24 protein-coding genes are annotated in these 24,403 nt (G+C 39.1%); all 24 read right to left on the reverse strand.

From position 1 onward, the window contains the following. Positions 1–110: 110 nt before the first annotated feature. On the reverse strand, positions 111–1,028 hold the full coding sequence (locus tag ACESPU_RS09555; RefSeq protein WP_034530098.1) for a glycosyltransferase family 2 protein: 918 nt from the start codon (positions 1,026–1,028) through the stop codon (positions 111–113). Between the two features lie 15 nt (positions 1,029–1,043). Beyond that, positions 1,044–1,682 carry a hypothetical protein gene (locus ACESPU_RS09560; protein ID WP_008777770.1) on the reverse strand — a complete coding sequence of 213 codons (639 nt, stop codon included), beginning with the start codon at positions 1,680–1,682 and terminating at the stop codon, positions 1,044–1,046. Beyond that, positions 1,675–2,841 (reverse strand): glycosyltransferase family 4 protein, encoded by a 1,167-nt coding sequence (locus tag ACESPU_RS09565; protein WP_008777771.1) that lies wholly within the window; start codon positions 2,839–2,841, stop codon positions 1,675–1,677. The genes ACESPU_RS09560 and ACESPU_RS09565 overlap by 8 nt, the downstream gene beginning before the upstream one ends. Further along, a complete protein-coding gene (locus tag ACESPU_RS09570) occupies positions 2,838–3,368 on the reverse strand; it encodes a DapH/DapD/GlmU-related protein (RefSeq protein WP_122334752.1) in 531 nt (176 codons plus the stop codon). The genes ACESPU_RS09565 and ACESPU_RS09570 overlap by 4 nt, the downstream gene beginning before the upstream one ends. After that, a complete protein-coding gene (locus ACESPU_RS09575) occupies positions 3,365–4,489 on the reverse strand; it encodes a glycosyltransferase (protein WP_008777773.1) in 1,125 nt (374 codons plus the stop codon). The genes ACESPU_RS09570 and ACESPU_RS09575 overlap by 4 nt, the downstream gene beginning before the upstream one ends. Then, positions 4,486–5,220 carry a hypothetical protein gene (locus ACESPU_RS09580; RefSeq protein ID WP_008777774.1) on the reverse strand — a complete coding sequence of 245 codons (735 nt, stop codon included), beginning with the start codon at positions 5,218–5,220 and terminating at the stop codon, positions 4,486–4,488. Before ACESPU_RS09580 ends, ACESPU_RS09575 begins: the two co-directional genes overlap by 4 nt. Before the next feature lie 293 nt (positions 5,221–5,513). After that, entirely contained in the window at positions 5,514–6,212 is a 699-nt protein-coding gene (locus tag ACESPU_RS09585; RefSeq protein ID WP_083714656.1) for an acyltransferase, read from the reverse strand. 3 nt (positions 6,213–6,215) lie between these two features. Then, on the reverse strand, positions 6,216–7,265 hold the full coding sequence (locus tag ACESPU_RS09590) for a glycosyltransferase family 4 protein (protein ID WP_008777775.1): 1,050 nt from the start codon (positions 7,263–7,265) through the stop codon (positions 6,216–6,218). Further along, a complete protein-coding gene (locus tag ACESPU_RS09595) occupies positions 7,265–8,224 on the reverse strand; it encodes a glycosyltransferase family 2 protein (RefSeq protein ID WP_008777776.1) in 960 nt (319 codons plus the stop codon). Before ACESPU_RS09595 ends, ACESPU_RS09590 begins: the two co-directional genes overlap by 1 nt. A 1-nt stretch (position 8,225) precedes the next feature. Next, entirely contained in the window at positions 8,226–9,134 is a 909-nt protein-coding gene (locus ACESPU_RS09600; protein ID WP_008777777.1) for a hypothetical protein, read from the reverse strand. Positions 9,135–9,482: 348 nt separating this feature from the next. Continuing rightward, positions 9,483–10,061 carry an acyltransferase family protein gene (locus tag ACESPU_RS09605; protein ID WP_234163524.1) on the reverse strand — a complete coding sequence of 193 codons (579 nt, stop codon included), beginning with the start codon at positions 10,059–10,061 and terminating at the stop codon, positions 9,483–9,485. Continuing rightward, positions 10,061–10,888: an acyltransferase gene (locus tag ACESPU_RS09610; RefSeq protein WP_077154668.1), complete on the reverse strand. Its 828-nt coding sequence runs from the start codon at positions 10,886–10,888 to the stop codon at positions 10,061–10,063. Before ACESPU_RS09610 ends, ACESPU_RS09605 begins: the two co-directional genes overlap by 1 nt. Positions 10,889–11,011: 123 nt before the next feature. Beyond that, positions 11,012–11,719, reverse strand: coding sequence for an acyltransferase (locus ACESPU_RS09615; RefSeq protein ID WP_008777780.1), 708 nt, complete (start codon positions 11,717–11,719; stop codon positions 11,012–11,014). A 3-nt stretch (positions 11,720–11,722) separates the two neighbouring features. Then, positions 11,723–12,781 carry an alpha-1,2-fucosyltransferase gene (locus tag ACESPU_RS09620; RefSeq protein WP_227201772.1) on the reverse strand — a complete coding sequence of 353 codons (1,059 nt, stop codon included), beginning with the start codon at positions 12,779–12,781 and terminating at the stop codon, positions 11,723–11,725. An 8-nt stretch (positions 12,782–12,789) separates the two neighbouring features. Further along, complete coding sequence (locus ACESPU_RS09625; protein ID WP_008777782.1) at positions 12,790–14,121, reverse strand: hypothetical protein; 1,332 nt, start codon at positions 14,119–14,121, stop codon at positions 12,790–12,792. A gap of 2 nt (positions 14,122–14,123) precedes the next feature. Beyond that, positions 14,124–15,560, reverse strand: a complete 1,437-nt coding sequence (locus ACESPU_RS09630) for a lipopolysaccharide biosynthesis protein (protein ID WP_008777783.1) — start codon at positions 15,558–15,560, stop codon at positions 14,124–14,126. A gap of 22 nt (positions 15,561–15,582) precedes the next feature. Then, a complete protein-coding gene (locus ACESPU_RS09635) occupies positions 15,583–16,356 on the reverse strand; it encodes a transferase (RefSeq protein WP_008777784.1) in 774 nt (257 codons plus the stop codon). 51 nt (positions 16,357–16,407) lie between these two features. After that, positions 16,408–17,013: a hypothetical protein gene (locus ACESPU_RS09640; RefSeq protein WP_034530103.1), complete on the reverse strand. Its 606-nt coding sequence runs from the start codon at positions 17,011–17,013 to the stop codon at positions 16,408–16,410. 741 nt (positions 17,014–17,754) lie between these two features. Then, positions 17,755–18,294: a hypothetical protein gene (locus tag ACESPU_RS09645; RefSeq protein WP_008777786.1), complete on the reverse strand. Its 540-nt coding sequence runs from the start codon at positions 18,292–18,294 to the stop codon at positions 17,755–17,757. Positions 18,295–18,411: 117 nt separating this feature from the next. Then, positions 18,412–19,128 (reverse strand): tyrosine-protein phosphatase, encoded by a 717-nt coding sequence (locus ACESPU_RS09650; RefSeq protein ID WP_008777787.1) that lies wholly within the window; start codon positions 19,126–19,128, stop codon positions 18,412–18,414. 2 nt (positions 19,129–19,130) lie between these two features. After that, positions 19,131–21,527 carry a polysaccharide biosynthesis tyrosine autokinase gene (locus ACESPU_RS09655; RefSeq protein WP_008777788.1) on the reverse strand — a complete coding sequence of 799 codons (2,397 nt, stop codon included), beginning with the start codon at positions 21,525–21,527 and terminating at the stop codon, positions 19,131–19,133. Positions 21,528–21,536: 9 nt separating this feature from the next. Next, a complete protein-coding gene (locus tag ACESPU_RS09660) occupies positions 21,537–22,334 on the reverse strand; it encodes a polysaccharide biosynthesis/export family protein (protein WP_008777789.1) in 798 nt (265 codons plus the stop codon). Between the two features lie 12 nt (positions 22,335–22,346). Beyond that, complete coding sequence (locus tag ACESPU_RS09665; RefSeq protein ID WP_008777790.1) at positions 22,347–23,492, reverse strand: MraY family glycosyltransferase; 1,146 nt, start codon at positions 23,490–23,492, stop codon at positions 22,347–22,349. 10 nt (positions 23,493–23,502) lie between these two features. Then, complete coding sequence (locus ACESPU_RS09670) at positions 23,503–24,039, reverse strand: UpxY family transcription antiterminator (protein WP_008777791.1); 537 nt, start codon at positions 24,037–24,039, stop codon at positions 23,503–23,505. Positions 24,040–24,403 lie beyond the last annotated feature (364 nt).

Genomic DNA, 24,403 nt, shown 5'->3' on the forward strand with positions numbered 1-24,403 from the left:
CCCCAAATATGTCGTCAGCCTTGATGAATGGACGATAGGCAGCAATTACGAAGGAATCCACCACATTCATTTGCTCGATTTCCTGCAACGGCAGGAGTTATAAATCTATATTACTCCAAAGATATGCCATAATGATCTTTCAAATATTGGCATATCTTTTTCTTGTCATTTCCACAAGCTCTTTTTATTTCAAAGATCTTAGCATCCACCAAAGTACGGTACCACCAACCTTGCAAGAAGTCCCAGAGGAATCCTTCCTTGCCATCTAAGAACCCCAACTTTATGATATAACGATAAACAAAGTAGCCGAAAGCCCTCCAAAATAAAGGCATCTTCGCATATCGGTTTTTCTGTGCCCGCTTTCGTTCAACCTCTTTCCCATGATCTTGTGATACGATTTGAGAACCCGTCAAATGAAACTCTGCATCCAGCAACAAAGCCGCTTCCCGCGAAGCATAATTATTATGCTTATCTGTAAACTGCCCGAAAGTCATTCGGTTGTCATCCACAAATTGATGTTTCAATTCTGCCGTCTCGCCGTCCAATATCTCCAAATGCTCATCCATCAACCGCTGCTCATAACGAGCCATTCCTTTCCGGAAAACACGCACGATCTTGACATTATTTACAATGCCATGATGTAAGATCTTACCACAATAAGCGCGCGCGAGAGAGAGAGAGAGGGCTGAAACGCCCTCCGGCATTACAGGTAATCTCTCTTTTAATTCTTCAACCAATTCGGGTAACAAATACTCATCCGCATCCAGACGAAGAATCCATTCGGTCTCTATCTGCAATGTATCCAACGCCCAGTTGAACTGTTCGGCTTGATTACCCGGATACTTATGTACCACTACCTCCACATTCTCAAACTCCCGGCAAATCTCTACTGTCCTGTCAGTTGAAGGCGAGTCAACCACAAATACCTTCTTGGCAAAAGGTGTTACATTCTCCAAGCACCTACGGATATGTATTTCCTCATTATAGGTGAGGATAATTACCGTAATATCCAATGTCTTATTCAACATAACTACATTTACATGTTACAATTTTTCTTTTGTTCTTATGGATTCTATAACCAGGGAAACGCTTTTTTCGATACTTCCTGTATTATCTATTTTTATGACTTCTGGCTTTTGAGCTATCTTTTGATATAACCTAAACCGATAATCAAAAGCCTCATTAAAGGTGTTTTCAATTCTGCAATTCAAAACATCTTCTCGATTACGGCTTATCACAAACTGAAAGCTATCATTAGGCAAAAGCCGTTGGTATAATTTATACCATTTGCCGTCAAGTATGTCGAGGTTATGAGTTTCACTTCCCATATCAATGATTATGTCATTTACCCATCTGTCACAGATTACATAATCAGTTCTTAACTTAGTTGGTTTTTTGCGAGCTAACCAACTATCTATATAAGAACTATATAAGTAGAACCAGCAAAACAAAGGGCTTTTATAGAAATAGTGCAACCACATTTCTCCCATTGCGGTATTCTCCTTTTTACTTAATCCTGTAAGTTTAGCTATGGCATGCATTATTTTTATCAATTTATGATGATAACGCATCCAAATATATCCAACAGTCTTACCTTCTGCTTCCAATTGGGCACGCACACCTTCGATGACTGTAGTTTTTCCACTGCCATCCACGCCTGATATGATGATGTATTTAGTCATTTTGTTTCAATAAGTTAATCCATTCCATCCCCACTTGACTCCATGTAGGATGCGCATTCATTATTATTTTACCCTTATCAGACCTTGAATTTCTCAAAGCAACATCGCTCCAAGCCTTTTCGATTGTAATGGCCAATCCTTTGATTGACTTATCAGCAGTCAGCAGTCCATACTTAAGATATTCCGTAGTACCTCCATTGACAAAGGTGATTACAGGTGTACCGCAACTCAGCAACTCAAAATATGTCAAAGGCACCTCACTTGGAATCACGATGAAAGGCAGAATTGCATACCAAGCAGAGCCAAAAAAAGCCCTAAGCTGTTCTCTCGTCAGTCTATCCTTGATAATCTTTACTCGTTCCGGATGTTTCAGTCCGGACAATGTCTTTTCAAACCGCTTATATTGGGAACCCACATCCGTACGCATCAACATGACAAGCCGGACACCATCATCCTTCACGCTGTCTAAAGCCTCCAGCAACACCTCTGCCCCACGAGTAGGTGCAGGAGCGCCACTAAATAGTAGCCATTTTCTTCCCTTCAAATCATATTTATCCAAGACACTGTTGTCTGGTACAATTTCATCAAACGAATCCTTGCCAGGGTATATGGTTGTCACATTTTTAAAGCCGCCTCTCTTCACTGCTTTGGCACTCACATCGGTCAAACCAATCACATGGCTCACACCAATATTTTTCAATGTATGAGCAAAAATGCACTTGGACGTTATAGCCTCCATCAGGTAAGGCTTTGCAGCGGCTAAACCACCGTTCTTCTTCAGCAGCATTCCACTCTTCAGGTCATACACCCCTCCTGTCATGTAACCAATCTTCTTGCAGTTGATTTGAGCAATCCACTTGGCTGGTGTCAGCCCATCACGAAAAGTAAAAGGGATGAAAAGTATCTCCGGTTTTAGTTCCGTGCATTGGACAAAGATTGCCTCATTATTCTTTATCACGGAACACACATGGACAGGTTTCGACGAATCGCTTCCTGCCCAATCATAATCAATGACATCCTCACTGTTGCTGCAAGCATTCAAAATGCTTGCCTCATAGCCGTATTCCACCATCACCTTGGCAACCTCCAATATTGTTCGCCAAGGCATGAGATGTTCCCTTCCCTTAAAACAGTCAATCGTAAAGAATATAATTTTCATTTTCTCATTCTGATTACATTTGCAGGATTACCTCCTACAATGGCGTAATCGGGAACATCATGCGTTACAACGGCACCGGCAGCCAAAATAGATCCAGTACCAATGTGCCTACGTTTCGAAATGATGACATTTGCTCCAATCCACACATCGTCTCCTATGACGATGTTCGAGTCCTTGGTTTTTTCCACGTGACCTTGGAAGCACATCGGGGTTGATGTATCAGACACCTCATGTCCAAAAGTAATGCAATACAGGAACGGCCCCATCATTACATATTTACCTATATGGATGTCATTGGGGATGCTACAATTGGCACCAATACCACTATAATCACCTATCACGATATCCTTTCCGTTCCCAAAATAAATATTTCTGTTTATTGTTGATACTTTCCCGCACTCCTTAAATATGCGCTTGCACAGGAAAATACGGATTCGATTACTTACCCCCCCCAATACAGGAGTGTACGAATCTGGCAAATGGTTTGCGAAACCATAAAACAAGACCAGCCAAAACTTTCTCATCATATTTTGTTTTGATTTATTGTTGCATTCTTTAATACCTCACACAACTTCTTTTTCATTATATCCTCCGTAAAGTTTCTGAGGAATCTTTCACGTGCATCATGTCCCATCTTCTTTCGTAGGGATTCCGATTCGATAAGTTTCACAAGAGCATCAGCAATAGCTTCCGAATTCCTCGCCGGCACAACAAGAGCTTCCTTCCCATCCTCGACCGTTTCAGGGTTGCCACCTACAGAGGTACATACAATAGCCTTTCCTGCCCGCATTGCTTCCAGTAATGCAATGGAATGATTTTCTTGAAGAGAAGGCAGACAGAATATGTCCCATGCTTTTAACCAAGCAGGTACATTATCCTGATACCCCTCGAAACAGATTAACTCCTCAACTCCAAGTTCTCTTGCCAAATTGCGCAAAGCCTCCTCCTCTGGACCGTCACCAATGATATAGATGTGGAATTTTTCATCCACACGCTTCCTGACTTCCGGAATAGCTTTTATTAAGAAATTCAATCCCTTGATAGCGTCCAGTCGTCCGGCCATTCCGATGCTGACCCCATCGGATTTTAGCACAACAGGTTCTAGGGCAGGCTCGTTTTCCACAATACCATTATACACCACTTCCAGTTTGCTTTTGGGCACTTTGCGCTCCAACAGGTACAGTCCGCTATATTCCGCCACCAGAACCACCGTTCGTGCAAATCTTTTATACATCCAGGCTTGCAATTTATTAATGGCGTCTGCAATATACCGCCTGCCCTCAGTCGGAGGATTGTACAGACCATGGTAAGTACATACCATCGGCACCCGAAGAGACCGCTCCAAACATGCTACCAGCTTGATGATCACAGGCCCGTTAAAACCATGACAGAACACAACATCAGGCTTTACTTCGCGGGCAATGCCGCCCAAACGTTTCACCCAACTCATATCTTTTCTGTTTTTTATGGCGATTACCCGTATTCCGGCCTCAGTCAGAGGTTTTCGGTCATACTCACAATTCTGTAGGTCAATGCACACAGAAGAAATCTGCAATTCGAGGTCATATTCTCCCAGTGCAGCATAGGTCAGAAACAACTTGCCTATACCACCCGTACCAAATGCCCAAATGACGTTTAAAACTTTCATCCTTTATAATCTTTTCTATATGTTAAAGGATTTGCTTTCAAGGCTTCGTATGAATCACCTTTCATATCATAAAAACTGTCATACTTATTATATGCTATTATTGGATGCTCATCCTCGCGCATCTCCTTACGCAGATAATCCTGGCTGTCAACAATCTTCAAATCCATTGGAATTTTGTACTTCCAGATACCGACAGCCCTCAATTTGATACCTATTAAATACGTTTTCAAGCTTGAATAATCCTGTACAATGCGCAGGTCAAAATCACTACGGTCATGGTACATGTGTCGGCAGATACTTCCGTATATAGTAACAGCACCGATGTTATCACAATCTTTCAGTTCCTCAACAGCCCAATCTACATAATCTATTACTGACTGTATGCCCTTACCTTTGAAACCGGTATAGACTTCACGGAACCCTACCAGCCATGTAGAATCAAACAGCCAGAATAACGTATGTAGCACTACAAATAGAGCCAAGGCCACCCACCACGAATAAATACAAACTGAAGCCAATGTCACTATTACTGCAACGGGTATCAGCTCCAATCCTATACGAAAAGCTCTTTCTTTCCTGTCCAGGACATGTACCGCCTGCAATGTCCAGCTAACGGGGAACCATCTGAAAAACAGAAATTTGCCCCAATTAATTGAATAACTACGCATATCTTGAATTATTTCATTAAACCAGTCTAAAGATTTCCTTCCATCTGAAATCTTCTTTTTCAAATAGTTGCTTAAATGTTCTACCTAATGTCCTCACGGCGTATGCCAATAGAATAACCTCAACAACCAAGATGATAATATTCAACGGGAACAGGTAATTTATTTTATCTGTAAACAATACATACTGAACAATGTATGATTCCAAACACAATGCAGCAATAGCCTGAATACCATACCCAACATTAGACTTCATCAGTAGTTTAAATATATCCGCCTGAAACAGATTGTACAAATAGATACATGTGCCCATTAAGGGCACTAACGATAACATCTGGTAAGGGCAGAGATTTTCTTTTTTAGTACACGCCAACAAGGCCCAAGTGTAACCCGGTACACACTAAAGTCATAATAGCATCGCGCCAAACCTTCTGTTTCAGAATTACATTCTTCGAACCTATGTATGCTCCCATCAGCATAAATGGAAACCAATAAAAGAATCTAAAGGTATGGTTTCTATACATGTGATAACTGCCTATGTCTTCATACATTACAAACCTCACTATCGGTATTATGCAAGCCACAACAAATACCCACCACTTAAAACGCATCAGATATTTACGAACAAAGTACAGCAGTACATAATACATCATAATGCAAGGGATAAACCATCTACTGGCACCTCCAACAATTTGTCCAATGTTCATGTCATCTGCAAAACAATAGAACGAGAATATCGCCCAAGCAAATACACTGGGGTATATTCTATTAATACGCCTCTTATACCAATTGTCGAATCGGTCTATTCTGCCAAGAAACAATGTGTATCCAGAACAAAACATGAATAGTGCATCACCAATCGTACCGCCAGTAGCAAACATTTCGTATTTGGGTGGATACATCATGTAACTATGCACATTTATAATCAATATCATAGCCACGAACTTTAACAGTTCAAGTGACAAGTCTTTACCCTTAGCTTGACTGTGATGGGGGGTAACCAAAACAGGGGAAGGAATGCCTGTTTGAATGGCATGCTCAAAAGTCATATACTCCATGGCTTATCTTCTCTTGTATTTATCAAGATAAGTTTTTACGGTAACTTTGATATCATACAGGTCCAGCACTCGCTTGTAAGCAGCTTCTACCTGCTGCTGATCGTTTTCATGTTTCAGAAATACCTCCAGTTTATCTGCACAATCAATAGGATTGCCATTCTTGAACACATAGCCGTACTTACCATAATCAATAACCTCTTCAGGGCCTTGGCCGGAAGATACCACCACAGCCACTTTTGCAGCCATTGCTTCGGCTACAGTATTTCCGAACCCCTCACGTATGCTTGGCTGAACGAATACATCATAATCACATACATGCTCAAAGATATACGATTGGGATTTCATGCCATGGAAGGTTACATTCTGTCCTAAGCCAGACTTTTGCACCATACCTTCAAGATATGGGCGTGAAGATCCATCGCCTATAAAATTGATCATAAAGTTATGGTAACCACGTTTCAAAAGTTCTGCACCAGCCTGTATCAAGATATGTTGTCCTTTGTCATCATGGTCAAGACGTCCAACCTGTACTATCTGCAACATATCTTTCCAATCACCCGATTGCCGTTGTTTGATAAGTTCCGGACGAATACCATTGGGATTACAGATACTCTCCGTTCCATTATATGCAAGAAGGGCTCGTCGAACGGAATCAGAGATAGCAAACACACGAGGTACAAGATCTATACTTTGGGTATTCTTCGGTTTGGGGAGTGCATGTAATGTAGCATTAGTAATCTTCTTATGCCAGGGTGCAAGTATTAACTTATACATAGACGAACTATGAATATGAATTACATTGGGATGCAACTCGTACAGGAGATAATTCAGTCGCAACATCGGCAATAAAAGGTTAGCACCATTCTTGCGATGGCCATAATGGAGCTTTATTCGCTTGTCAAGACTGTCATAGAGCGTGCTCTCAACCGTAGAGTCCTCCATAACAATCAGATGCACATCATGCCCCAACTTTATCTGTTCATTACAGATGTTTACCAACATGGTCTCAATACCTCCGAATGTAAACATCCAAGTAACATGTACGATTTTCATTATTTTATATTTGATCTTAATAAATAATATCTGACATACACATAAATACAACCGGCATAAAAATACAAACCACCCAAATTGAATGTATATACGAATCTCAAATGTGTAGGAACCTTACCTCCAATAGATACTAGTTTTTGTTTACATACCATTGCATCTTTATAATTACCAATCAGAAGATTGCAATCCAGCATAACTTTATAAGCATTTCTAAGAATCGATACTCCTTTGGGCTTTTGCGAGAGTTCCTCACCATACCACTCAACAAGCAGTTGTTTAGAAAGAAGCCCCTTTGCAATCTGTTTTCTATCATTTCGAAGAACGTTTCTGGTTACGCTATCAGTACGATTTCTTTCGCGAATTGTAACAATTCTATTTGTATAAAGAATCTTCTGAGCCTCACGATAGAAACGCTTGAAGAACACTCCTTCGTATATTCTCAAATCTTCATCAAAAGGGTATTTCTGTAAAGTTTCCGTCTTGATGCAATGAACAAAGTCTCCAGTAACCTCCTCAAATAGAAAGTTCTCGAAAGTTAGCTCAGCCTTTTGCTTACCCATCAGCAACGAACAACTCTGGTAGTATTCAACCATATCATCTGCGGCAAAGCAATAGTGCATATACTTTTGATTGCTAGCAATAGAATTTATAAAATTGATTGCCTCATCCACAAAATAGTCATCACTATCCAAGATGATACAATACTCACCAGTAGCCGCTGCAATAGCTGCATTACGGGCCGCATTGGTACCTCGATTCTGTGAAAATGGGATGAACTTAATATGTGGGTGTTTATCAGCATAGTTTTGCACAATCTTCGGAGTCTCATCATGAGAACCATCATCCACAACAATATGCTCCAGTTCCACACCCCATTGGAGGTTGCGAATCACGCTATCTAAGCATCTCGCGACACAATCAGCTCGATTATAGACAGGGGTTATTATTGAATATTTCATACTATTTCAATTTTAGCAGTTCCTTCTGACCATTCTTGCATAGATAAACAGTCTCGGGATATTGTTGGAATTCGAGGATCTCATCAGGCACGATATATTCCAATCGTTTGCCTTCGAGATAATAATTGTTTAAGTCCTCTATAGATATGCCCATGGATTCATTGTCGGCAATCTCCTGTACCATATTGATTGGGAAACTTAGAATGAAAGGATACTCGTATGTCAAGCCATGATCCATCAGGTTTCGAGGCATGACATAATGAACTATATTTGCTTCAAGTGTAGTGGGGTTGGCATAGATGATTTTTGACTGCAACTTCAAGCACAGCTTGGTGCTATAGATATGTGCGTCAACAGAGAAGTTATAACCCCAACTGCGAGCATCGCGGTGATTATGAAAATCCCATTCAAGCTTACCGTTATTAACAGGGATACTTGCTGGACGTTCTGTAATGTTCTTGCCTAAACGAAGTGAAATCTGATTTATATCCGGATTCTGTTCAATGAATGCAAGGTCATTCTTTGACAGTTCAACGTCACGGATGAATGCAGAATCATCGGTCAGGTACATGGTGTATTCACAACTGGAAGTAGCCAACATGTTATTAAGCAAATCGCGAAAGTTGGATTTTTGCTTACGTATGTGGTGATACTTCAATAGTTTTTTCAGATTGTATGGGGTCATGTAATCCGAGACGTGATAGCCAGAAGTCTTACGTGTTTCCTTAATAAACTCATATGCTGGATATTCCTTTTGAAGGATATCATAACCCTTCTGGAAATCATCACCACTGGTATTGTAAAGCACGGAGAGCTTATAGTTCGTCTTCTGCCAATGGCATTGGATACTTGATAGTAATGCCTCAAGCTGCAAAGCGCGATTGAACGAGAAAATAATAATATGAATCATACTATGATAGTTTTATCAATGGTTTGAAGCCACATATCTGTGGCAAATATTTAAATAAAAGAAACGAAACAAGGATGGTTGTTAGTGTGACGATTCCGTATGATAACCATATATTTAAATGCAATGGCGAAATTGCCAAAACAATATAAGGGTGTATTAGTAATATCAAAAGCGAAAATTTTCCGATGATTGCCAACTGTTTAGGAAGATAAGAACAAAACTGGATCAAAGCCAAACTTTCTATTGCACCAACTAATAACAGTTTCAACCAATTATCTTCATAATGATTCCAGTAGTTATCTTGAATACCAGACGGAATTATTACGACAATACATAAACCGGTAATTATCAGCAAGATAGAATCCCCCCCCTATATAGGAAATACTTCCTAACAAACTCACCTATTGCTAGATAACCCATGGCTGTTAATGCTGTACTACAAAATAGAGGAAGTACAAGTTTGTGGCCATGAAAAGAATACGTACTGGTGATATAATAGCTCACAGCGGACAAAACTATCATTGCAAGGAACAACAGTTTGCTATTATGTATGTATTTATGTAGAATATAGTTGATGACATAACACCACAATGTGCATATAAAGAACCACGAAACGCCATGAATCATACTATATGGATTTGCAACTTTCAACAATGTGGTCATAAAGCCTTTCTCAAATATGCTTATGATAAACATCGGAACTGAGAAAAAAGCCATTGGGATCACAATGGTGTTGAGTTTCTTTATAGCCATCACCTTGAAAGAAGACTCCTGCTTGTAGAATACGCCCATAATGATAAAGAAGATGGGCATTACCCAACCATCTGTCCATGTTGTATGCATGCCCACAACATGCCACTGAATGATGACAAGCATTGCTAATCCACGAGCAACGTCAATGTTATCGTATCTTACTTTTTCAGACATTATTTTGAAATGAGTATTTTGAATCTTTGATTGATAACTTTGATTACAGGTATCTCAACAAAAAGTAAAATGAAAAATCCAATGATGATGGATAATGAATTTATATGCAAGACCTTATTAACAAACACAGGTATATTAACAAACAACATGTGAGTACAGAGAACGATTAATGAGTTTGCTCCATAATGGCAGAATGCATTAGATGTAAACTTCGTATATTTGGCAATGTCACCGGAAAGAAGCACAATACCGATAGTGGCTAAAGAGGAAACCAAAGCAAACTGAAACATTGAGCATGAAATATAGCATTGACTGACATTACATGACGGTGTATTGGGTAAATAAAGAAACCACGATATCAGCAGTAACCCAATACCCACAAAAGGATATTTTTGCTTTTTCAAGAGAAAGTCCTTAAAAAAGGATCCTCCAAGGAAAAAGGGTATACACATTAATGATACATTCACGTAATATGGCTGTAACACATTATACTTTCCACAATAGTATCCTACTATTCCTAATACCATACTTACGACAAATGCAAATAGGTTAGGAAGATACCGCAACAGCACATAGCCTATTAATGAGATTTCTGCTAATGAAAGCAAGAACCATACAGGTGTATTTGCATACCCATGTGTTGCTCCTAAAAGGGGGTCAAAGAAATCCATTAAATCAAGCTGTCCGTGTTTGGTAATGGTCTTGGCTGCCTCAAAAGCATACCCGATTATGTAGAATGAGATGTATGGAACCATTAACCTCTTTATACGCTTCAGTGGTTTATCGGCTTTAAAGAACAATCCACTCAGGGTAAAGAATAGTGGCATATAAAAGGTTGTAATCCACCCCCCAATTGTTAAAATATATTAATCTGTTAACACCTGGTAGGTGAAAGAATACGACTAGTAGGATACCTATACCCTTAGAAATGTCAATATGCTCGTAACGTTTCATTTTTCAATAAATTGGATGTCTCCATTAGTTGACTTTATTACATTATGTTTCTTTTCAATAGCAGGAGTACCTGCTAACAACGTATTGGGGGTGTTATACTTTTTATTTGCAGTTGAATTAGCAGCAAGAATACAACCATTTGGTATCAATGTATTCTTGAGAACTAAACTACGAGTTCCTATCCAACAATAGTCACCAATATAGACCTCGCCAGCGGCTTGATATAATTCTCCTGTTTCTGTATTCATAACGGAATGCCAGTCTGTATCCATTACCATTGCACTCCAGCCAATAGCCGTACCAACACCCATGTGCATTTTGTTGACACATACAAATGTGCTTTCCGCAGTACTTGAAAAACCTGCTCCAAGCGATAATGTTCCTGTTTTGCCTACACTAAGTCTTGTGCCTTGTCCAAAACATACAGGTCCTTCGAGTTCTATTAAACCAGCTATCTCTAATATTGTTCGAGAATACTTCTTGTCAAATATACCAGTTGATGAAAAGCCTATGCTCAACATTTTGGGTGTGATTGGAGTTTTCTTAACTATCACCTTTCCATCAAGACAATTAAGTACACAGTTATATCTTACGAATATAGGAAGTTTGAGAGCATATTTTACCCCCCCCCAGCCCAATAGTTTGACAGAAACGTAAATTGATTTAGGGATGGATAACAATTTCACGAAGCGAGAATCAGCCATATCTTAACAATGATTTGTGGTGTTAATTGTAATAGAAGGAGAAATAGTGATCTTATTTGGATTGGTGTTGAAGAAAGTACCCCACCACCCAAAAGAACTTGGAACTATAATATTATGCTTGCACATGGCCATAAGCTGCATATCACGGAAACTGTCTTCGCCCTTATTCCAGTCAACAAACTTGATGGTGTCCTTACGTATGTCAAGGCCGAATAACTTAGCGTTATCTCTGCACCATTCCACGCTACCTGGATTGGTGAAGAATACAAATTCCGGATTATCTACATGCTTTCGGATGTATTTTACAGCACGCTTGAAATAACCATACTTATAACACCATGCAAGCCCGCCAAGTGCATCACCTCTACGAGCATGAATAGCTACAGAATTGACGGTTTTGAGGTATTCAACCATCTGTAGGTTCTGTTCATCTACTATCTCGGGAAACCTGAATGACTCTCGTATCTGAGCCTCAATCAAATGGATATCATTTCCACGATTGCTAAATTTTAACCACTGGCCAGTGAAAATATCGCTATCTGTATGACAGAACAGTTTGTCACGAGAATCGTTTGCATAAGCGTATTTCTCTTCGTTGAGAGACTGAAGTACGCGCTTTACTGTATTTCCAATATATGACTCTCTGAGTCTGTCCTTCCACGTTTTATGCTGGTCTTCCGTACCTGTAATAATATTATGGTTAGGATCAAAGTCGCCACGAACATTTTCAAGTTGAAGACCATGACGATTCAGAACCTCCGTGAATACAACGGGATAATTCCAGTTGTGAATCCAGAATTTTGTTGCACGAATTTCTGATATTATCTGAGTCCACTCGTCGTCCGAAAAGAGAGACTTGATGTTCTTTGGTTCTTTGATACCAAAAATCTTCTCAAGTTCATAACCGTTCCATTGGCAAATGACCTCGTTACACTCAGGAATTTCAAAAACTATCGTTTCTGCAAAAAACTCCTGATTCGGATTGGCATATTTCAGTGAAAGATATTCACAATAGGAAAGCATCTGGTTGCCCAGACCAGATTCTATGTGGATTATTATCATAGCTGCTACTAATAATTTTTGATAGATTTTTCATTTGTCGATGGCATTAGTGCCAAATTAGAGGATAAAAATGGTAGTATAAGCATATCTTGATATGATATTCCTGGTCCAGAGATACTCAATGCGAATAGAGTCAATAGATATAAATACATGCAAAATGTGATTGGGTGATATTCTCTATTTTCAAAATGAATTTTTACGAGCCTAACCCAAAGAGAGATAAAAAAGAATGCACCCAGAAAACCATATTGCGCAATGATATTACCATATCCTATGTCCGGTGTAAATGTTGGACTAATAATCTTGTTCTGGTCAACAAGACCTATTTTGAAATTATATAGCCGTTTTGCGACTTCCGGTTCTGATGGAGGCAGGAAACCCAATCCAAAAACCGATTCAACAATACCGTTTGTCAACATATATTCTGCCCTCTCATAAACCCAAGCAAAACGATATGTTAATGTCCCAACATCATCATGCGCTTTACCCGTGTGTGCATAATCTATAAACCGCCCATGAATAAATGCAAAAATATCACCTTTTGTACCAGCTTTTTCACCAAATCTTGATAGCAATGCATCTGACAATGGGATAAAAAGAATAGCACCAATTATTGAAAACTTTAGTATTGTAGATTTTTTACCACTTAAAAATATTCCAAGAAATGTAAATAAGACAACAAACACCATAATGGTTCTTGTCATTGTAATAAAGACTGCGGCAGCAAATACTATTGCTGAAAACTTGGAGATTTGTTTTCCTATGTAGTTGGGAAATAATAAAGACAGATAGAAAAACAAGGTCATGTAAACAGGATGATTGTTATATCTAAGCGTATGAGTGATTCGATCATACTCCGGTGTTGCCACTCCTAATACAGGCAAACCTGTTGAACACTGTATTATGTATAACAATGCATGAATAAGAGTAATATAATATAATGCCTTAAAAAGCCAAATGATATCATCTTTTGGTACGTCTCTTAGAAAAAAATATGCCGGAAACAGCCACAATTGGCGGCATCCCATAAAGGATTGAAAAGGAGTAAGACCATAATATATCATTCCCACTGCAAAAGATATAATTAGGAAAAGGGAGAGTCGGCTGATACAGAATAACAATTTAGAATCTTCTGTAAAAGCAAGCGTTTGGATACGTTGACTTACAGTTACTATTATCATATAGACAATAGCTAAATCAATACCATTTACGGCCATAACTGCCATTGGTACAATTTTCATGTAACGCAAAGCCATGAATACAAACAGCAATAGGCTATATCTTCTATAACCGGTAAAATGCAGAAGGAGCGCAATTAATAATACAACCAATCCCAGCATAATTACTTACGTTTTATTGGAAGCAGCTTTATACCCATTTTAAAATAAGGGTCTCTCACAAAAAGTAATAATAGAAGTGAACAGCCCAAAAGCAATGTAACGACTACTCTAAAATAGATATTTATATCCTCCATAAAATTTGAAACGACAAGGCAAAGCAGAGTTACAAAAATCTGTTTCAATAAAGTAGGAGAAACATCCCTTAACTGACTCCATATACCATAACCGATGGGCTTTCCACATACCGAAAGGTTGAGGAAAAGAAGTAGAAAAGAATATATAGATAAACCTGCGGCAAATAGATAGACGTTGAAATGTATTGTAATGAATACGATAATCAACATAATGCATCTCCTGCTGATTTCCAGATAAAGTATTTTTTTTGACTCTCCTTTTACAAGTAAAATATTTTGATTAACACTATGCAGTGGAAAGAGCAATCCACTTATACCTAACAACAAAAAATACACGCCGGCCTCACGCCATTGAGAACCCATCAATATTCCAAACAAATCTGAGGATATACCCATTAATAGCGACATTACAGAACCGACAAAAAGGATTGTTATCATTATTACTTTTTTATATGCTCCTTTTAAATCTCCTCCATCATTGTAGACTTTTGCTAATGTTGGATATGTTACATTTTGTATAACCCCTGTAGTTGATGTAGAGGCTATGGTTTTTATTCTGTCAGCTTGAGAGTAAAACCCTAAATCTGAAGCAGAATAATATTTCCCTATTAAAATGGACTGTATATTACCAATAATATTTCCTATAAGTCCAGAGATAAGAATATCCTTAGAAAAAGCAAAATATTTAGCAAAACTGACCTTTGAGAATTTTAATATAGGTACAAAATCTGTTGATATCCACAGAAACAACGATCGCAGGAACTGACTCAATACCATTTGGATTGCTAAAGCCCACACATTCTCATAAATATATGCAAAAATAATAGCAACAATTGCAGAAATTATAGATGATGATATAGAGATAATACATAGTTTTTTGAATTTTAGCTCTTTTTGCAATATAGTATTCTGAACAAGTCCTACAGCCTGAAACGGTAACATTAGGAACACTACCTTACTCAGATCAACAAGGATTGGTTGATTATAAAAATCCGCGATTAACCCCGAACATAAGTATAGTGCTATGTAAAAAAACATAGACAATACAACATTAAAATAAAGTATTGTAGAATAATCCTCTCGAGATACCATTTTTTCTCTGATTAGAGAAAGACCAAAGCCTGAATCTATAAAGCTATTTGCAACGGCATTAAATACTGCAAGCATACCAATTATACCATAGTCAGAAGGTGTGAGATATCTTGCCAAAATAAAGGTACACAATAGTTGAATACCCATATTAGAGAAGCGCTCTACACTATTCCAAATAGTATTTTTGGCTAGATCTTTCTTGATGCTGCTCATTGTGAATGGATTATTTGAATCATTATTCGTTTAACATTTGAGCGACTATTTCTTCCTTTTCCGGATAAAAGCTATTACTACCCATTATTAAATTGTTTTTCACGAACACAGCAGGATTCCCTTTAATGAGAATGTTATCACCATTTATAGAAAAGTCACCTGAAACATTTGAGTTACATGACACAATCGAACCATTTGGTAAGATCGTTCCTTTACCGATTGTAGAACGATTACCCACAAATACATCGTTTCCGATAATAACAGGTTTTAACCGGGGATAATACTTGTTTTTTTCTGTATTATAGACAAAATGAAAATCGGTGTCAAATATCTGGCACTCCCAAGACATTCTAAAATCATTTCCTATGGATATTTTCTTGTGACATACGACTTTACTTAGATGGCCAAATTTCACTTTATCAGCTACCGAAAAAACAGCACCTTCTCTAATTAATATTTTTACCCCCGTTTGGCATATAAAAAGACCACCTATTTCGATTGTTCCGCTATTTTTGACAACTAATCTTGAAAATCCATCCTCAATTACAGGGATAGGCTGTGTTCCCAATCGGACAAGAGAAGGTTTTATAGGGCAGTTAAACTTTATTGACCCCAGTTTAATATCCGTGTTCTTGCCAATCACAATAGGAAATTTTAAAGCATCAGAAATAGGGAAATACTTAAAATTAGTATATATTGTTTTCAGGAAATCAACATGCTTTCTGTATCTAAAAAGATAATGGATTCCTTTAGCCTTGTCTTCATCTAAAAGAATTGACAGAATTTTTTCAATCATAACCAATATGGAAGTTAAAATTAATCTACTTATTTTTTTACATTAGTTATTTTACAGCCAACCAGACTCGCTCAATATGTCATGGAAAAGTTTTCCAGTACCATTCAAGCAGCAACTTTTATGATTAGTCCATTCACCGCCGAGAAAATTATCTATAAGCCCAAGATTAATGATTGATTGGGCTTCTATAGAAATGTTTGTATTCTCCTCCAAGTAGTCAGGAAGACTTTTGAGGTCAGGCAAGAATGCTCTGGCTACGACAGAACAGAGCCTGAGCATCTCGTTATTATTGATTCTATTCATTAATCTTGCCTTGTAGATGCTGCCCATAATCATCGCCTTGTTTTCTTCTGTGCTAAGCAGGTGAATCAAATATGCAGAGATGTGTTTATAATTTTCTTGACTCAGGCTAGAATAGAACTGATTCTTGATTTTATCGTCAATGTCTTCTGACACTATGAGAAATTTGGCCAGTTTCTTCGTAAAACACCAGTCTTTGACGTTGATAAAAACCTTCCCAAATTTAAGGAGAGAACCAACATACGGGACATCTTTGTATGTCTCGATAATGTCGGCTGCAACTTCCAACTCCAGTTCCCCATTCTGCTTTATAAAGTCGGCGTCTCTTTTACTTCTTTCTATTTCAAAAATATTCATGAGAATCACTAGTGTCTCTTAATAATTGTAAAGAGATACGTTAATTATTTGAATTACAATATTTATTTTCAAAAAATGCTTGTCGCACATTTGAATCAGCTATCTTAGGGACTGAGCCAAATTGCAATAGCTATGAATATTAAGAAATATGTTTTCAATCAAATGACTTCATTCCTTCTAAAACGCTATTTTGAGCGATATGCTAAGAGATTATCTTCTTTTTGAAGCTTTTGCCTATCACATGGTAAACATGGCTCAACAAAAGCGAATTGACAAGGAGTTCGATTTGAACGGAACTTTTTATGCTTTTGATTCAACAGCAATAGACTTGTGCCTGTCATTGTATGATTGAACCCGATTCAGGAGCACAAAGTCTGGTATCAAAGTCCATACCCAGTTGGATAGCAGCATCTTCGAGTAAAATCCTTTTGGGGAAACTCTGAGAATACAGTCAGAATACAAATATATGTGGCTATCATTATTTATTGTTTGGTAGCCATTATTGAGAGTGTATTAAAACTCAATAGGGACATTTATGAAGTAATGAGGACCTTGGTAGTTCTATACTTGTGAAAGACAATATCAAGGATTTATTTAGCTATGCTGAATACGACATTCTTTATAAAAATGACGGTCAGTTGGAATTGGATTTTACATCATAATGAGCCATATTGAGATGTTTTGCATTTTTTTAAGAGACACTAGTGATATTATCTACTAATTTTGAAGCATACGTATGCATCAAGCAATTTTAATATTCCACATCTTTTTCGCCAATGCCTTGATAGCCTTTTCCATGATTTTTTCTTGACCAGATTTGATTCTTGCCCCCAAACCATTTTTGATAAGCATACAATTGGCAAAGGCATTAGCGTCTATTTCAACCTGTTGGTTTGTATTCTTGTCCATACTATCTTCATCGCCCTCGTTTCTGATATAGTGCAGAAATTCATATTCCCATTGATTGATGACAGCAGGAAGTTCGCTTGATTTTCCTCTTTGCTTGAAATCTGCTATCACTTGATGTTGGTAAAGATGACGAGCTTCATGGCTGAGGATGTATCTCAAATCAAACTCGCAATCACTTCGCAAGCATAGTTCTACCCATTCTTCATTAATATACAAGGTGTTTCCACCCCATTCTGCAGAGTTAAATGCAGAAGGGAATCTGCCGTCATCTATGCAAAAACGTAAGGTGTACAAAGAACTGTCAATATGAAGTTCCTTACACGCTTCGTCAAAGTATTTTTGTATGCGTGTTTTAGTTTCTTGATTTATCATAATCTTCTACATAAAAAATTATCTTCCCACAGTGCCATAGTCCGAACCATCGCCGAGAATCTTCTTGAAACTGGGTAAATCATGGGAATCGATATAATTAGGAATTCTTTTCATGAATTATAATGTATTAGCATTCACCCCGTCCAAGAGCTTTGTCTGGTTATGTTTTATTGAAGAGAAAAGCATTTGCTGATAACGATGACAAGAATGTGTATCTCCCCCCATCCTATCATACATTCCGGCTTTTAACAAATCTTCCGCCTTTTTCTGTACATGCTTTCCATACATACCTGCCAGTGACGGCAGATTCAACTGAAACGAAATATGTTCCTCTTTCAAAGTATTATAGTCTTCCTTCTGCATATATTCATACCGTTCCGGATGTGCCAGCAAAGGATAATAACCTTTCTTTTGAATGCGTTGCAGAACGGACAAAAGATCCATCGGAGGGTTGAAGTAGGAGGTCTCCACCAACAAAAAACGTTTTCCTTCTTCCAAAAGAAGCAAATCCTCTTTCTCCAATCGCTCTTCAAAAAGATTATCAAGCATATATTCCGCAGCAAGCTTCAGCTCCACCGCGCCACGGTACTGCTGCAACAGTTCCCGGAACTTACGCTGCAGCGCAAGGGTCTCGTTGGGGATGTCTTCCATGATGTGGGGTGTGAGCCATACTCTACGAATCCCTTGTTGCTCCATTTCCCGCAAAATTTGCAGAGACTCTTCCATAGATTGTACACCGTCGTCTACTCCGGGAAGCAGGTGACTATGGCAATCCACCATACCTTTGAGTAAGCCACTTCGAGAAAGGACTGTTGTTTTATGAAACAACCACATGATTACTTGGACCTGTCATTGTTTCCATAATAAGAACCGCTTCCATAACCATACTGATAGCCGTAACGATAACCATAACGTCCGCCAGAGCCTTCCGTCCCATTGAGGATTACAGACATATTCTTGTATTTCTTTTCTCGATAGATGTTTTCCAACTCCGGAAGCATGCTGCGTTCCAGCAAGCCTGCACGTACCACAAAAACGGTACGGTCGGCCAGTTTCTCTATGATTTGCGTATCGGCCACCAATTCAACTGGCGGGCAGTCTATCAATACAACATCATATTGCTGCTTTAAGGTATGGATTGCTTTCTGTAGACGGTCATCGAACAACAGTTCGGTCGGGTTGGGGGGGATAGTGCCGACGGGGATGAAACTGAATGAAGGGTGCTGCTCGTTCGTAACAATAATATCCGAAAGTTTGTCGATCTGTCCTCCTAAATAATTACTCAAACCAATTTTGGGCGAATGGATATAAGCTGAAGCAGAGGCATGGCGAAGGTCGCCGTCAATAACCAATACTTTTTTATTTTTGATGGCAAGACTTATGGCTATGTTCATGGTCAAGAACGATTTTCCACTGCCCGGATTGAACGAGGTAACTACAATCACATTGGAGGATTGATCTTTGCCAATCATGAATTCCAGATTGGTACGCAAGACACGAAAAGCCTCATTCATAATATCACGGCTTCCTTCTTTAACCACAATGGTATGTGCCTCATATGATTTTACTCTTTTCTTACCACGTATAGACAAAGGAATCTCTCCGATAAAGGGAACACTTAGGCCATCCAAGTCCTTTCTTCCACGAACACGGGTATTCATGTTCTCACGAATGAAGATGATGACTACCGGTATCAATATACCCAAGGCAAAAGCCACCAGGAAAATGTTCTTCTTTACGGGAGCGGTAGGAATCATGCTTCCTCCAGGTTTTGTTATAATACGGGTATTGTAGGCCGTAAATGCCTGAGAAAGCTCGTTCTCCTCACGTTTTTGTAACAGATATAGGTAAAGTGACTCCTTCACCTTTTGTTGGCGTTCCACGCTAAGCAGGTATTTGGACTGCTTCGGGTTGGAGGCAATCTGCGAAGTTGCCTGTCCCCCAATGGCCTCCAAACTTCTGATTTGTGCACGCAAAGCTACCATTTGGTTGTCAATGGAAGTGATCAAAGCGCTTCGCATATCATCCAACGACTTGTCCATTTCCCTGACTAAGGGGTTCTTGGCACTACTGTGAGACACCAAGCTATTGCGCTCCAATAACTTGGTATTATATTCATTCAGTTGTGTGGCAAGGCTTGCATTTTCAATGCCGGAATTGGCAGGGAGTAACTGATGTTTATTGTTTTCATTGGTCAAATAGTTCTTTATGTATCGGGCCATATATGCCTGGTTGTTCAATTCACGAATTGCGGCATTGGCTTCATTGGCTTGAGTCATATACATATTTGCCGCCGCCTGTACATCCGGCAGCAAATGCTCACTTTTGAAAGAAGATATATCATCATCCACATTGCCAAGCTCACCCTCTATCACACCCAAACGCTCATTGATGAACATGGAGGTACTGACCGCTATCTGATTCTTGTCCCTTACCCAGTTCTCATTGTAAACGGATATAAGGGTATTGAGCACATCTTCCGCCCGTTGGGTGGACACATCCTGAAAAGACAACGTGATGATATTGGACTTCTCATCGTTCTGGGATATATTCAAGCGAGCTGAACAGCCAGCTGATGCCGCAGACAAAGACTGGCGGGTTACATAAATTGTGCTTACCGTTTTATCTGAATAAGCAGCCGATGGAATAACGACAATAGGGCCTAGGGGGCTTTGAATACTGTCATTCAAATTGCCTTTCACAAAACCATCATTTTCTATTTCTGTTCCATTCCGTGTAAAAGAGGATAATTCCACTGCACCATCCTTTGCCAGATGCAGTTCGAAAGTTGCGGATTCATTCTCGGAAAGATTAGGAATCACCACCTGGACAGGAAGTTGGTTTCCATACACAGTCTGTTTATGAAAACGTCCGTCTGTCTGATAATTCATTTCCAAATGCAATCGAGACACCACTTCACGCATGATGTCGGGAGACTTCAAAGTTCCCATCTCGTTATAGACATTGGTGTTGGTCGTAAACAGTCCCAGATCGGAAAAAGACTCCATATCCGTAGAAGAAGATTTCCCTTTGGAATCGTCCTTAATCAAAATAGAGGCAGTTCTGACATATACCGATGGGGTTCTCAACAGATAAAAGGTCGCAACCCCCAAACATAAGGCCAATGAAATGGCAAACCAGTGCCATTTGTCGAGACAGAGGTAAAACAAATCCTGTATGGTAATGAAATCCTGCGTATTTTGTACTGTTGATTTATTCTGAATAGTAGCCATTTCTCTTTTTTATTTAGCGATAAGTACAGCGATGGAGGTCAATAAAGAAGCCAGGGAAATCCAGAAAGAGGTGCTGCGCACATTGTTCCCGTTTACGGTAGACTGACGGGCTTTGGTGGCATTAGGCTCCACATATACCACATCATTCTGTTGCAGATAATAGGCAGGTGAAGTATAAAGATGCTCAGCCGAACAGAGATTGACACCATAAACCCGCTGTTTTCCTTCTTCTTTACGTAATACTAATACCTTTTCTCTCTTTCCGTAAATAGTGAGGTCTCCCGCTTGGCTTAAGGCATCCAGGATTGTAAGGTTATCCTTGTCGATACTAAAACGGCCGGGATTGTTCACTTCACCCATTACGGCTACGCTGAGATTCATATATTCCACCGTAACGACAGGGTCTTTAATCAAATCATGCGACTGTAGCTCTTTCTTAATATAGGCAGCCACCTCTTCACGGGTCATACCGGCTATGTGAATTTCTCCCAATACGGGAAAGTCAATGTTCCCTTTGGAATCTACCGTATAACCGGACACACCACGATTAGAACCGGAAGAGCCCTCCATGCCGATCTGTTGAGAAACAATCGGCAAGTTAAACAGGTTGGTCAGGCGCAAATCCTGGCTGTTGACTAAAATAGACAATTTGTCTTTCGGTTGAATCTTAATCTCTACCGGAGCGGTAAGCGCCAATTCGCTTTCGCCCGGACGTAAATCTTGAAAATAAGTGACTTCTTTTGAAGTTGAGCAAGCTCCTAAAAACAGGAGTAATATTGCCCCAATTAAATTTTTGCAAAAATTCATATTGATATAAAACTATAGTTTCGAATGAGCTATATGGATTCTACGGGTTAACCATAGATTACCCAAGATCCATATAAAGATGTCCAGTATTAAAAGCAAGGTTACATTTATATAACGTGAAAGCAGAATATTGCACAGTGTAAAACAGACAGATACCAGTACAATGGCAATCATAACTGTACGCTGTCTCATGCCAACAGCAAGCATTTTGTGATGGATATGGTTCTTATCTGGCAAAAAGGGATTCTTTCCGTTTCGCACACGGTGCAAATAAACCCGTACCACATCAAAACAGGGAATGATAAGCGGTGAATAGGCTAAAAAGAAAGCATTAGGCTGTTGCATAGAGTGATTTACCGGAAACCCGTCAAGCAGTTTCAGACTTAAAATGCAAGTCATCATACCAATCGTCAAGCTGCCGGTATCACCCATGAATATTTTGTTCTTTTTGGCAGGATCTCCAAATACGTTATAATAGAAAAAGGGGACGAGCACTCCAAGTGTCGCAAAAGCGAGCAGGGCATAAATGTATTCACCTATTATAAAAAACACCAAACCATAAAAAAGCATAGCTACTCCACACAATCCGGAAGCCAATCCGTCTATCCCATCTATCAGATTGATGGCATTGATAATAAATACCACGGCGAATAAGGTAATGGGGTATCCAATCCATTCAGGAAGAGCGTGAATAAACAGCAAACCGTGCAGGTTATTGATCCACAGCCCGCCTGCAATGACCAGTAATCCGCAAATAATCTGTATGGCGAACTTGGCACGGTAACGGATACCAATCAGGTCATCAGCCATCCCAACCAGATAAAGCATTATAATGGTACAGAAGCCGAATGCCAACGGGCGGCTTTCACTGCCGATATTACCAAGAAGCTGACCGTACCCCAACAACATATTGAGTCCCAAAGCAAGTGCCACCGAGAAAAAGACAACCGGTTTGAAGGCTATCCCTCCTAAACGGGGTACTACCCCCTGATGGATCTTCCGTTCATCAGGCACATCAAACAGACGCTTACGAAATGATATCAACAAGATTTGTGGAATCAAGACGCCGGCACAAAATACGCTCAAGGCGAATACAAATAAGGAATTGACAACCCAAAAGGCACTGGGATTGTCCATTACATTCGAAACAACAGTCATAAATATCGTATCAGACAAATTGAATATATTCAGGAAGAACCTCCACCGCAACAGCGAGATAACCCTTTAATTCGACAAGCAAGCGTTTTATCTTGCTGCCTCGTATTTTAAGCAAACAGCCCTCATATCCATTGAGAGAGCCTCCGATAATCCGAATTTTACGTCCGCACATCTGAGGGGTTATCTCTTCCGGCAAATAATATTTGGGTGAATCGGAACTGCTGACGGCTTGTATGAATCTGTCCATTTCCAAATCAGACACAGTCATAGGTTCCCGGAACGTATTCCGCAACCAACGGTATTGAAGCGTTTTGGTTCTTTCCACAATGGAGTCCAAATGCCGACGGGAATCATAAACAAAGAGCAAATCTTGAATGACCGGAACTTTCTCACGTACCTTTTTATCCTTTTGCAAAATGATTTGCCACTTCAAGGGGACAAATACCTTTACACCCGCTTCTTGCAATTGTTTGTATGCCGGCTTTTTAGCATTGCACCGTTTCAAATCACGCATGACATACCATTGTGCGTATTCAGTATTTTCCATCGAAATGCTTTAGTTTAGGCAAATATTACCAATCCTGCTTGATCGATCTATTTACTAATAATCAAGCAGTTATATAATACTTTCCAAAAGTAGGAATCTTTTGTTCCTTTAATCATCCCTTGCATCGCTATTCTAGAAGGCAAGTATTCACTTATACTAAAACATACTACTCTTCTTAAGAGAAGTACATCTTTTAGTTATAAAGCGATAATAACTTGATAAACAAAGTCATGTTAGAGGATATATGGGGATGATTGTTTTTCATTTTACGCATTATGTTGAAGATTCTTAAAAATAAGTAGTAAAAAAAGTTCACTTTATGCCTTGATTTTTAGATTTTTTCGTACTTTTGCAAACGAAATAT

The organism is Parabacteroides sp. 20_3, from assembly GCF_964238835.1.
Classification (GTDB): Bacteria; Bacteroidota; Bacteroidia; order Bacteroidales; family Tannerellaceae; genus Parabacteroides; species Parabacteroides distasonis.

Excerpts from the sequence above, each read along its gene's own strand:
- ACESPU_RS09555 (WP_034530098.1), bottom strand. The coding sequence starts at position 1,028 with ATGTTGAATAAGACATTGGATATTACGGTAATTATCCTCACCTATAAT.
- ACESPU_RS09560 (WP_008777770.1), bottom strand. The coding sequence starts at position 1,682 with ATGACTAAATACATCATCATATCAGGCGTGGATGGCAGTGGAAAAACT.
- ACESPU_RS09615 (WP_008777780.1), bottom strand. The coding sequence starts at position 11,719 with ATGGCTGATTCTCGCTTCGTGAAATTGTTATCCATCCCTAAATCAATT.
- ACESPU_RS09640 (WP_034530103.1), bottom strand. The coding sequence starts at position 17,013 with ATGAATATTTTTGAAATAGAAAGAAGTAAAAGAGACGCCGACTTTATA.
- ACESPU_RS09630 (WP_008777783.1), bottom strand. The coding sequence starts at position 15,560 with ATGAGCAGCATCAAGAAAGATCTAGCCAAAAATACTATTTGGAATAGT.
- ACESPU_RS09670 (WP_008777791.1), bottom strand. The coding sequence starts at position 24,039 with ATGGAAAATACTGAATACGCACAATGGTATGTCATGCGTGATTTGAAA.
- ACESPU_RS09565 (WP_008777771.1), bottom strand. The coding sequence starts at position 2,841 with ATGAAAATTATATTCTTTACGATTGACTGTTTTAAGGGAAGGGAACAT.
- ACESPU_RS09610 (WP_077154668.1), bottom strand. The coding sequence starts at position 10,888 with ATGCCACTATTCTTTACCCTGAGTGGATTGTTCTTTAAAGCCGATAAA.
- ACESPU_RS09600 (WP_008777777.1), bottom strand. The coding sequence starts at position 9,134 with ATGATTCATATTATTATTTTCTCGTTCAATCGCGCTTTGCAGCTTGAG.
- ACESPU_RS09665 (WP_008777790.1), bottom strand. The coding sequence starts at position 23,492 with ATGACTGTTGTTTCGAATGTAATGGACAATCCCAGTGCCTTTTGGGTT.
- ACESPU_RS09660 (WP_008777789.1), bottom strand. The coding sequence starts at position 22,334 with ATGAATTTTTGCAAAAATTTAATTGGGGCAATATTACTCCTGTTTTTA.
- ACESPU_RS09635 (WP_008777784.1), bottom strand. The coding sequence starts at position 16,356 with ATGATTGAAAAAATTCTGTCAATTCTTTTAGATGAAGACAAGGCTAAA.
- ACESPU_RS09605 (WP_234163524.1), bottom strand. The coding sequence starts at position 10,061 with ATGTCTGAAAAAGTAAGATACGATAACATTGACGTTGCTCGTGGATTA.
- ACESPU_RS09620 (WP_227201772.1), bottom strand. The coding sequence starts at position 12,781 with ATGATAATAATCCACATAGAATCTGGTCTGGGCAACCAGATGCTTTCC.
- ACESPU_RS09595 (WP_008777776.1), bottom strand. The coding sequence starts at position 8,224 with ATGAAATATTCAATAATAACCCCTGTCTATAATCGAGCTGATTGTGTC.
- ACESPU_RS09645 (WP_008777786.1), bottom strand. The coding sequence starts at position 18,294 with ATGATAAATCAAGAAACTAAAACACGCATACAAAAATACTTTGACGAA.
- ACESPU_RS09625 (WP_008777782.1), bottom strand. The coding sequence starts at position 14,121 with ATGCTGGGATTGGTTGTATTATTAATTGCGCTCCTTCTGCATTTTACC.
- ACESPU_RS09650 (WP_008777787.1), bottom strand. The coding sequence starts at position 19,128 with ATGTGGTTGTTTCATAAAACAACAGTCCTTTCTCGAAGTGGCTTACTC.
- ACESPU_RS09585 (WP_083714656.1), bottom strand. The coding sequence starts at position 6,212 with ATGGAGTATATGACTTTTGAGCATGCCATTCAAACAGGCATTCCTTCC.
- ACESPU_RS09570 (WP_122334752.1), bottom strand. The coding sequence starts at position 3,368 with ATGATGAGAAAGTTTTGGCTGGTCTTGTTTTATGGTTTCGCAAACCAT.
- ACESPU_RS09655 (WP_008777788.1), bottom strand. The coding sequence starts at position 21,527 with ATGGCTACTATTCAGAATAAATCAACAGTACAAAATACGCAGGATTTC.
- ACESPU_RS09590 (WP_008777775.1), bottom strand. The coding sequence starts at position 7,265 with ATGAAAATCGTACATGTTACTTGGATGTTTACATTCGGAGGTATTGAG.
- ACESPU_RS09575 (WP_008777773.1), bottom strand. The coding sequence starts at position 4,489 with ATGAAAGTTTTAAACGTCATTTGGGCATTTGGTACGGGTGGTATAGGC.